Source organism: Streptomyces sp. SAS_272 (assembly GCF_052543235.1).
In genome coordinates this window covers 22974-32737 of the sequence record NZ_JBMNDR010000046.1, presented here as the reverse complement: position 1 = coordinate 32737, position 9764 = coordinate 22974, and the positions used below count along the sequence as shown (strand labels likewise).

Annotated in this window: 8 protein-coding genes; 4 read left to right on the top strand and 4 right to left on the bottom strand. The window is 71.5% G+C overall.

The window, feature by feature from the left end; translation table 11 throughout:
• Positions 1-45 precede the first annotated feature (45 nt).
• Positions 46-762 (bottom strand): alpha/beta fold hydrolase, encoded by a 717-nt coding sequence (locus ACN6LD_RS24595; RefSeq protein ID WP_445044288.1) that lies wholly within the window; start codon positions 760-762, stop codon positions 46-48.
• Positions 763-782: 20 nt separating this feature from the next.
• Positions 783-1751: an alpha/beta hydrolase gene (locus tag ACN6LD_RS24590; protein WP_445044287.1), complete on the bottom strand. Its 969-nt coding sequence runs from the start codon at positions 1749-1751 to the stop codon at positions 783-785.
• A 315-nt stretch (positions 1752-2066) separates the two neighbouring features.
• Between ACN6LD_RS24590 and ACN6LD_RS24585 the strand changes: the two genes are divergently transcribed.
• Complete coding sequence (locus tag ACN6LD_RS24585) at positions 2067-2915, top strand: alpha/beta fold hydrolase (protein WP_319198129.1); 849 nt, start codon at positions 2067-2069, stop codon at positions 2913-2915.
• Between the two features lie 66 nt (positions 2916-2981).
• Here ACN6LD_RS24585 and ACN6LD_RS24580 read toward each other — a convergent pair whose 3' ends face one another.
• On the bottom strand, positions 2982-5345 hold the full coding sequence (locus tag ACN6LD_RS24580; protein WP_445044286.1) for a hypothetical protein: 2364 nt from the start codon (positions 5343-5345) through the stop codon (positions 2982-2984).
• 202 nt (positions 5346-5547) lie between these two features.
• Here ACN6LD_RS24580 and ACN6LD_RS24575 point away from each other — a divergent pair, with 202 nt between their 5' ends.
• Positions 5548-6549, top strand: a complete 1002-nt coding sequence (locus tag ACN6LD_RS24575) for a hypothetical protein (RefSeq protein ID WP_445044285.1) — start codon at positions 5548-5550, stop codon at positions 6547-6549.
• Between the two features lie 107 nt (positions 6550-6656).
• On the opposite strand, the gene ACN6LD_RS24570 is transcribed toward ACN6LD_RS24575, so the two are convergent.
• Positions 6657-6950 carry a DUF6355 family natural product biosynthesis protein gene (locus tag ACN6LD_RS24570; protein ID WP_319197605.1) on the bottom strand — a complete coding sequence of 98 codons (294 nt, stop codon included), beginning with the start codon at positions 6948-6950 and terminating at the stop codon, positions 6657-6659.
• 329 nt (positions 6951-7279) lie between these two features.
• On the opposite strand from ACN6LD_RS24570, the gene ACN6LD_RS24565 reads away from it, so the two are divergent.
• Positions 7280-7891: a hypothetical protein gene (locus ACN6LD_RS24565; protein ID WP_319197604.1), complete on the top strand. Its 612-nt coding sequence runs from the start codon at positions 7280-7282 to the stop codon at positions 7889-7891.
• A 213-nt stretch (positions 7892-8104) separates the two neighbouring features.
• On the top strand, positions 8105-9673 hold the full coding sequence (locus ACN6LD_RS24560; RefSeq protein ID WP_445044284.1) for a hypothetical protein: 1569 nt from the start codon (positions 8105-8107) through the stop codon (positions 9671-9673).
• The last annotated feature ends 91 nt before the right edge of the window (positions 9674-9764 follow it).

Below are 9764 nucleotides of genomic sequence, written 5' to 3'. Positions count from 1 at the left end.
ACCCGGGTGCGGATGCGCGCCCGCCCGGGCCGGCCTGTCCCCGTGTCAGGTCGTCGCGCGCACCGCGTCGAGGATCAGGTCCGCGACCGCCTTCGGCCGGGACACGGCCACGGCGTGCGAGGCGCCCTCCAGCTCGACGATCGTCGCCCCCGCCCGCTTGGCGCCGAAGCGCTCGACCTCGGGGTTGATCGCCTCGTCCGCGGCGGCGATCAGCGCCCAGGACGGCTTCGTCTTCCAGGCGGCGGCCGAGGCGGTCTCCCCGAACGCGGCGGCGGCGAGCGGGCGCTGCGCCGCGGCGAGGATCTTGGTGACGTCCGCGGGCACGTCCGCGGCGAACACCGAAGGGAAGGCGTCCTCGGCGATGGTCACCTCGACCGCCGGGTCACCGCCCGGCACCGGGTACGTCCACTCCTTGAGGTTGCTGACCAGCGGCGAGAGCGGGAAGCGGCCCTGCAGCTCGCCGAGGCTCTCGCCCTCCTCCAGGACATAGGCCGCGACGTAGACGAGACCGACGACGTTCTCCACCGTGCCGGCCACGGTGATGAGGGCGCCGCCGTACGAGTGACCGACGAGGATCACGGGACCGTCGATCTGCGCGGCGACGGAGGCGACGTACGCGGCGTCGGAGGCGAGGCCGCGCAGCGGGTTCGGCGGGGCGATCACGGGGACGCCGTGGCCCTGGAGCTCGGAGACGACGCCGGACCAGCTGGCCGCGTCGGCGAACGCGCCGTGGATCAGGACGACGGTGGGGGTGGTGGTCATGGGGGTGCTCCTTGGGGGGATCAGACGTGCAGGGCGTCGCGCAGGGTGCCGACCGCAAGGTTGATCGCGGCTTCGGCGGCGTACGTCGGGCGCAGGGCGTTCAGCATCACGAAGTCGTGGATGACGCCCTGGAAGCGGACGGCGGTGACCGGGACGCCGGCCTCGCGCAGCTTGTTGCCGTACGCCTCGCCCTCGTCGCGCAGCACATCGGCCTCACCGGTGATCACCAGGGCCGGGGGGAGGTCCTTCAGCTGCTCCGGCGTCGCCCGCAGCGGCGACGCGGTGATCTGGGCGCGCTCGGACTCGTCGGTCGTGTACTGGTCCCAGAACCACTGCATCGCGTCGCGGCGCAGGAAGTAGCCCTCCGCGAACTGGTGGTAGGAACCGGTGTCGAAGGCCGCGTCGGTCACCGGGTAGAACAGCACCTGCTGCACCAGCGGAACACCGCCTCGCTCCTTGGCCATCAGCGTCAGCGCGGCGGCCATGTTCCCGCCCACCGAGTCACCCGCGACCGCGATGCGCGCCCCGTCCAGGTCCTTCGACGCGCCCTGCTCCACGACCCACCGGGCCACGGCGAAGTTCTGCTCGACAGCCACCGGGTAACGCGCCTCGGGCGAGAGGTCGTACTCCGGGAACACGACCGCGGCCCCGGCGCCCACCGCCAGCTCACGCACGAGCCGGTCATGCGTGTGCGCGTTGCCGAACACCCAGCCCGCACCGTGGATGTACAGCACCACCGGGAGCACGCCCTCGACGCCGGCGGGCCGCACGATCCGGGCGCGCACGGACCCCGTCGGACCACCCGCGACCGTCACCCACTCCTCGTCGACGGCGGGCTTGGCGATCTCACCCGACTGCACCTCGTCGACCGCCTTTCGACCCTCCACCGGACCGAGATCGAAGAGGTACGGCGGGTTGGCGGTGGCTTCGGCGAACGCCGCGGCCTGGGGTTCGAGCACCGGCGTGACCGGCTCGACGAGGTCGGACATGGCAACTCCTGCTGTTCTCGTGGTGCGTTGTCTCGAGCAACCAAGCTAGAACGCGCGTACGCCCGGGACTTGGCCGTCCGCGCACCGTCGCTGTTCCCCCAGTGCACCATCCCGGGGGCGGGCCGGACCGGATCCGGCCGCGCGGCGCGGCGCGCTCACCGGGGCTCGACCGGCGGGGCTCGGCCGCGGGGGCTCGGCCACGAGTGCCGGACGGCGGCCCGTCGCAAAAAAATCTGACGCGCCCTAAACCTAGTTCCACTAGGCTGAAACCTAGAGCCTCTAGCTAGGACCATCGCAGCCCGACAGGAGCAAGCGTTGAACGCGACCCGTACCGGCGCCCTCAAGGCGCCCGGCGCCACCCTCCACTACGAGACGGCCGGCAGCGGGCCGGTCCTGCTCCTCATCCCCGGCGGAGCCGGGGACGCCGGCCTGTACGCGGGCATGACGCCACGGTTGGCCGCTCACCACACGGTGGTCACCTACGACCCGCGCGGTCTGTCCCGCAGCCCGCTCGACGGCCCCGCCGACGCCGCGCACGCCGACGAGCAGGTCCGGGTGTGGAGCGACGACGCCCACCGCCTGCTCGAACTGCTCGCCCCCGACGAGGAGGCGGCCGTGCTCGGTTGCAGCTCCGGCGCGATCGTGGCGCTCGATCTGCTGGCCCGACGGCCGCAGCGGCTGCGCAGGGTGGTCACGCACGAGCCGCCGCTGGTGGAACTCCTCGATGATCCGGCTCCGCACCGGGCGCTCTTCGCCGAGGTGCGCGAGATCTTCCAGCGGTCAGGAGCCGAAGCCGCCATGGCCCGGCTCGGCGAGGGCCTGTCGGACGGAACGCCGCGGCGGGCGCCCGAGCAGCCGACGGAACTGCCGCCCGGCATCCGGGAGATGGCCGGACGGATGCACGCCAACCTGCCGGTCTTCCTCGGCCGGGTCCTGGTCCCGTTCTCCTCGACCCCGCCCGACCTCGCGGCGCTCCGCCCGGTCGCCGACCGGCTGACGCCCGCCGCCGGGCAGGACTCCCGCGGGCAGGCCGCTCTGTACGGACCGGCCGCGCGGCTCGCGGAGCTTCTCGGATCCAGGTTCGTGGAGTTCCCCGGCGGCCACCTCGGAGCCGTCGAGAATCCCGAGGAGTTCGCCGATCGCCTGCTGACCGTACTGAAGTGAACGGCCCCGCCCCCTGCCCGAGGACAGGGGGCGGGGCCGCCGTTCACCGCGCCGCGCGCCGTCGGCTCAGCCGACGGCCGCCCTGCGCCTGCGGATCCACCACACGAGAGCACCGCCGGCCACGGCCAGCGCCGCCGCCAGCCAGGCGATCAGCCCGACGGGGACGTTCGAACCGGTGTCGGCGAGGTTGCCGTCCGGGTCGTGGGCCGGCGGGGCGGGGGTGGCGTGGTCGCCGCCGCCCGGGGCGGACGGGCCCGGCGCCGGGGTGTGCGAACCGCCGCCCGGCTTCGACGGGGTCGGCTCCGGCGACCCGGACGGGTCGTCACCGCCGCCGCCCGTGTCCTCGGTTCCGCTCGGGTCGGCGCCGAGATAGGTCGTGTCGGTGTCCCGGTAGGACGTGTCGTCGGCCTTCATCGACGTCTTGGTGGTCTGGTCCAGGGTGGGGTTCTCCACCGTGAACCGGGTGCGGGAGATGTTCCGCTTCGGGGACTTGGAGAAGTCGACCCCTCCGACGATGTAGATCTGCGTCGTGCCGCCGGCGGGGACCTCGTACTGGAACTCGCCCTCGGTGTAGATCTTCCGGTACTTCTTGAACAGCTCGTTCTTGTCCCAGTTCTGGTGCGGGGCGCGCAGCGGCCACCGCTTGACGTCGTTGCTGTTGATGATCTTCCGGAAGTCGGTCGCGCCGGCCGCGTCCTGCTGGCGGATCCACTCCGCGGCGACCCGCGAGGTGTAGACGCGGCGCAGATCGGCGTACTGGGGCGCGGTGTTGATGGTCTTCTCGACCGCCGGCACGATCATGCCGTCGATGACGGCCTGGGCCGCCTTGGTCTGCGCCGCGTCGGGGGTGCAGATGGGCTCGCCCGGACCGGGGGTGACGGTGCTCTGCGCCGTCGACTTCAGGGCCAGCGGGGCGTCGAGGATGTAGATGCCGCCGTCCTGCTCGCGGACCTGCGCGGGCTTGGGCTCGATCCAGTTCCGCAGGCCCGGCATGCACGGCCGGCCGCCCTCCTTCGGCAGGGCCGCCCAGTACCGCTTGCCGAGATCGGTCTTGGGGTCCATGGCCTTGTAGAAGTCGTGCTTCATCTGGAGGTCGGCCTCCAGCAGCACGCGCCCGGCGTCGGTGGAGGCGAACGCGCTGTCCATGATCCGGTCGGGCTCGTCCGGGTTGAGGTTGACCCAGAACTTCTCCGGTGTGAGCGCGAGCCAGGTGAAGAAGCTGTCGGAGGCCAGGTTCATGGTGGCCTCGCCGCCCCAGCCCGGGGCGGTGTCCGGGTCGGGCACGTAGTCGGCCTTCATCGAGTACGCCATGCCCTTGCCCTTGACGGGCGCTCCGACGTACCGGAGTTCGAGGGTGGAGAAGTCGATGCCGCCGGGGCCTCCGCGCGGGAGGGTGCCGCGAGTGTCGATCTTCCGCGCGGCGCCCTGCTGGCGACGGGCGTCCTCGGGCGTCGGCGCCGAATCGCGGACCCGGTCGTTGGCCGGGCCCCGGGTGCCCTGGGCCGGGTCGGGGCTGAACCACGTGTCGTACCGGCTGTAGCCGCGGATCGGCTTGGTCTGCGGGATGCCGTTGTACTGCCGCTCGAAGACCCGGACCTGGTTGGGCTTGCCGCGCTCGCGGGACAGTTCGTCGTTGAACTCACGGAGCTTGTCGACGGTGTTCTTCGGAACCTTCTTCCCGCCGACCATGCGGAAGGTGTGGTCCCTGGTCTCCGGCTGCCGCGCGATGATCTTGTCGGCGGCGAGCTGGTCCGGCCGGTGCGTGCCGTTGGACTTGAACTCGTTGAACTCCTTGAGCCGTTGGTTGTACGCGTCGTACTTCCGCGTGGCCAGCAGTTTGCCGTTCGCATCGCGGACTTCGACCTTGACCTCGCACAGCCAGTCCGGGCCGATCAGGTTGAAGTCCTTGACGACGCGCTGCTCGAAGGCGCTGCCCTTGTGGTTGTTGATCTCGTTGCGTATGTAGATCTTGTCGAACCAGTTGGTGAACTCGGCGACCGGACGCCCGGTGGACAGGAAACGGGCGTAGATCTCCATGGCCTTGTCGGCGGGCGCGCCCGAGGCCGCGGCCTGCTTCTTCCACTGGTCCACCGTCTGGGACTGGGCTTTCTGCGCCTCGGCCCTGGTGGGCGCCTTCAGCCCGTCGAACGCCTTGCCCGGCAGGGGGAAGTTGTAGTTCTTCGGGTTGCCCGCCCACTTCTGGTACGGGTCGGCCCCGGCGGGAAAGCCGGAGGTGGACGGCGTGCTTCCGTACGACTTCTTCAGCCATTTCTGGTCGCAGCGCTGGCCCTTGATCGTGGTCGCGGCCTGGGCGCTGTCCACGCCCACGCCGGGCAGACCGGTCAGGGTCAGCGCACCGGCCGCGCCGAGCGCGGCCGTGAGGCGCCCGATCAGGCGCCATCTGCGGGTCGGTCGTGTGAGCGAACTCAAGATGCTGTTCCTCTTCCCTCGCGGATGGGGCCATGGAGGGGTTCGGGTGCGACAGGTGAGGCCCCCGTGACGTCCGTCGCGCGGCCACCTTAGACCTGTTCGCAACTGAATCGCACAGCAAATCGACAGGAACGGCAGAACAACTCACGGACGTCCACAGGGAGTTCACCGGAGCGTGACCACGCTCCCTACAGTGGCCCCCATGACCCGAACCGACCATGGTGACGAGACGACGGAGCGGCGGCTCGGTCTGTGGATCTCCGAGATCCCCGAGACGCTCAGGGAACTGCGCGGCATCCTCGACGAGGGCTTCCCCTTCGACTTCGGCCCCGCCTCCCTGGCCGGGCTGGAAGCACATCTGCTCGCCGAGTACCGGTCGGCCGACGAGAAGCCGGATCTGGACTTCCGGCCCACCCGGTGTGCCGCGGTCTACCTGGGCGAGGTCCTGTTGGACGTCGCAGGCGGACGGTGGGGCTGGCAGCCGCGTGGCGCCGCCGGCTCCTCGGCGGGCCGGCCCGTCGTCCACCCCGACCCCGCGCTCGGCCTCGCCCCCCTTTCCCCGCTCACCCTCATCACCCGGGCCGTCCGCACTCGCACCGGGAGAGTCTTCACCGAGGAGGCGGCCGGGCTCGCGGAGGCGGTGGCCGCCCTGCGACGGCGGGAGCCCGGTTGGGCTCCCGCCGTCGTGTCCCCCTGCGGACAAGGCGCCCCCGCGGCCGGGGCGGACCATCCGGAACTCCTGAGCTGGCTCGCCGTGCGGGCCCGGGAGTTCGCCCGCTGGACGGACGAGGCCGGGCCCGCGGCGGACGGCGGGCGGCACTGGGACTTCTCCCCCGCCTCCCTCGACCTGCTCGAGACGGCGCTGCGCGAGAGGTTCGACGGCAGCGCCGGCCTCCTCGGAGCGAAGAGCGGCGCCTTCGTGCAGGGCGCGGTCTGGTACCTCGGCGAGGTCGTCCGCCGCGCAAGGAACGGCGTGGTGTGGCAGTACCGGCCCCGCACCCGCTTCGACGAGCCTCTCGGGACGGCGATGTTCCACGCCGCGGACGAGATCTACCTCGACACGCCGCGGGTGGCGCAGCCGGGTCTGCGCGAGGGCGGGTCGGCCCACCCGATGGCGGCGCTGAACGTCCTCTTCTGGGAGACGGACGAACTCGACAACCCCATCGAGCCCCGGCTGGCGGACATCCTGGACGACTTCGCGTGAGTGCCCGTCAGCACGGACTCAGCGCATGCTCAGCACGGACTCGGCGGGTACTCAGGACGGACCGGGCGCGGGCTGGGAACGAACTCGGCGCGGACCGAGCGCGGACGTCAGCACAGACGGCCGACGTAGTAGGCGCCCTGGATCTTGCCGGCAGGACCCAGCCAGGTCGTGCCCGGGCCGACACAGCGCTCGTAGTCGGGCGCGAGGGCGACCTCGACCTTGACGACCACCCGGGAGCCGTCGGACGTGCAGTGGTTGTAGAAGGCGTCAGAACCGGTCTTGTAGAAGCCGCACGGGTCCGCGGCCGCGGGGCTCACGGTGGCGGCGGTCACCGCACCGAGCGAGGCGACCACGAGAGCGACGGAACCGATGGTGCTGAGCACCGTACGACGAAAACGCACGACAGAACTCCTTGACGGATCGAGAGAGCGGGACGGGGCGGGCCGCCCGGGCGGCGGTCGCCTGCCTCAGGATCGGGGCGCGGAGCCGGGGACGGCCGCATGTCGCGGCGCGTTCACCCCGGGAATCGTTTCGCCGGTCCGCCGTTGGAGTGGATCTTCCCCGAGGGACGACTCACGGGCGGGCATCCGGGGCAGGGCGGGCCCGTTTCACCCGGCTGACCGCCCTGAGTGGTGGACCGGCGCGCGCTGACTGACGGTGGATCACGTCAGGCCGGGTCAGGTGAGCTGACGAGGTGTCGGCTGCCCGGTCGGGACGGAAGGACCATCAGATGCGCTCTGCTCGAATGATCCTGGCCACCGCGGCGGCCTCGGCCGCCCTGGCGATCGGCGCCCCGGGCGCCTTCGCCACCGACGGGGACTGGGACCACGACAGCTCCTCCTACAGCAAGGAGGACGGCTCCTCCGCCAAGGAAGACAGCTCCTCCGCCAAGGAGGACGGCTCCTGGTCCGGCAAGGAGCACGGCAAGGAGGACCACGGGAAGGAAGAGCACGGCAAGGAGGCGCACGGCAAGGGCGAGCACGACGGACCGCACGGTGGGATGCACACCGGCGGAGGCGCCCTGACCGCGGTGGACCAGGACGGCGACCGCGGCGCGGCGAAGGACCCCCGGTTCGACCCGGAGACCTACAAGGAGAAGGACAAGGACTGGGAGGCCGCCGACACCAACAAGGAAGAGCACGGCTCGGGCTCCTGGGAGGGCGGCAAGGAGGAGTCCGGCGGCTGGAGCGGTAAGCACGACAAGCCCAGCGGCGGCATGCACACCGGTGGCGGCGCCCTCGCCGGCCCCTCGGTGACCGCGGCCGGACTCGGCGTCCTCGCCGTCGCCGGCACCGGCGTCTACGCCCTGCGCCGCAGGAAGACGGCGGGGGGTGTGGCCTGACGATGCCTGACGCGATAGCAGCCGCGGCCGCCACGCTCGCCCCGCGTGGCGGTCCGGCCGGCTGCCGGTCACGGCCGGCGGCACCCGGCGCCGGCGTCCTCGTCGGCGCCGGCCCCGCACGCTTCGCCGCCGATCCCCCTGTCGGCGGCCCCGCTGCGCCCGTACACTGACAAATCGCAGATGTGCGGGCGCAGTTCAGCGGGGGGAGCCGCCATGTCGGGGGACCAGTACGGCAGATACGACCACACCTTCAACGTTCCACCCATGCCGTCGGCGCCGCCGCCGGCCCCGGCCGACGGAGTGCGGGCCGTCGCCGTCGCGGTGCTCAACCTCAGCGGACTGGGGCTGGGCTATGCGCTGACGCGGCGCTGGGTGCTGACGGCGCTGTGCTGGGCGGCCACCCTCGCCCTGCTGCTCGTGGCGCTGCCGGCCGACCCGGACGGCGTCCCGGGGTTCGCGCTCGTCCTGTACGGCGTGTTCCTCGTCGCCGTGGCGGCGCACGGGGCACGTGTGGGCCTGCGAACGCCGCTTACGGGACTGCGCAACGCGCCCCTCGCGCTGGGGCTCGGGCTGCTCCTGCTGGTGGCCCCGGCCGGCGGAGCGGTGCTGTACGACGGGGCGCGGGACGAAGCGATCCAGCAGATGCTCCTCGACCGGCTCGACGAGGCGAACCGCCTGGTGGAGGCAGCCGGTGACCGGCCGTTCGACTCGGCGCAGGCCGACTACCGCAAGGCTCTCGCCTCCTACGCCGCCCTGCAGGCCGATCACCCCGGCTCCCGGGCCGCCGAGCGGGTGCCCGCCCAGATGAAGACCTTCTACCGGACGGTCGGCGCCTCCTACGACCAGGGCGACCACTGCGCGGCCACCGCGCCGCTGAAGTTTCTGCGCACGGTGCCGAAGAGCCTGCCCGCGACGGATCTCGGTGACCTGAAGACCTGGCCCGACGACCGGCTGGCCACCTCGCTGTACGAGTGCGCGTCCACGTCGCTCACGGCGGGCGAGGCAGGCTGGACGGGACAGTTCGGCGAACTGCTGACCACGTTCCCCGCCTCCGCGCAGGCCGCCAAGGTGGAGCCGGCCGTGGCCTCGGTCGTCGCGAAGACGGAGAAGGACCTGGGCGGAGCCGAACCCTGCTCGGCGGTCGAGCGGCTGTCTACGCTGAGCTCGCAGATCGACGGGCTGCCCGCCGAGCGGACGACCTTCGCCGGCGCCCTCGACAAGGACGCCGCCCGGGCCACGGCGAGCGCCGACACGGGTGCGTACGCCTGCGGCGTCGACCAGTACCGGGACGGCGACTTCAAGTCGGCGCAGACGACCATGACCGACTACGCCTCCGGCCACAAGAGCGCCGGGAACGCGGCCCTGGCGAAGAAGATCGCGATAGCGGCGGAGATCGCCCAGACCGTGCCGGCCGCCGGAAAGAAGCTTCCGACGACGCGTTCCGGCGGAAGCATCTCGGTGACGGTGCAGAACGACAGCCCCGACCAGATCACGGTTCTCTACACGGGTCCGGTCACCGGAAGTTTCACCCTCAAGGGATGCGGCAGCTGCAAGGCGTATTCCCTCGGCAGCACCCTCAGCCCGGGTTTCGAGCCCTGCAGCAACAGCAGCAAGAAGTACCCGGAGCGGACCATCACCCTGCCGGTCGGCACCACGTTCTTCCTGCACAAGCCGATGAGCGACAGCCTCGACACGCCCGCTTCGGACACGGCCAAGCTCGAATCCGGCTACATCTACACCGAATGCGCCTATACGACGCAGCGCCTGGGGTCGCTCTCCTGAACGTGGGGGAAACGGGCGGGGAATTCCCTTCGCTGAATTTCCGTCAGTTTCCCAATTCATTACCTCTGGGTCACATGTGACAGGTGATAGG

Bases quoted from the DNA above. Each gene is read 5' to 3' on its own strand.
- ACN6LD_RS24595 (WP_445044288.1), bottom strand. From the start codon at position 762: ATGACCACCACCCCCACCGTCGTCCTGATCCACGGCGCGTTCGCCGAC.
- ACN6LD_RS24590 (WP_445044287.1), bottom strand. From the start codon at position 1,751: ATGTCCGACCTCGTCGAGCCGGTCACGCCGGTGCTCGAACCCCAGGCC.
- ACN6LD_RS24575 (WP_445044285.1), top strand. From the start codon at position 5,548: ATGACCCGAACCGACCATGGTGACGAGACGACGGAGCGGCGGCTCGGT.
- ACN6LD_RS24565 (WP_319197604.1), top strand. From the start codon at position 7,280: ATGCGCTCTGCTCGAATGATCCTGGCCACCGCGGCGGCCTCGGCCGCC.
- ACN6LD_RS24560 (WP_445044284.1), top strand. From the start codon at position 8,105: ATGTCGGGGGACCAGTACGGCAGATACGACCACACCTTCAACGTTCCA.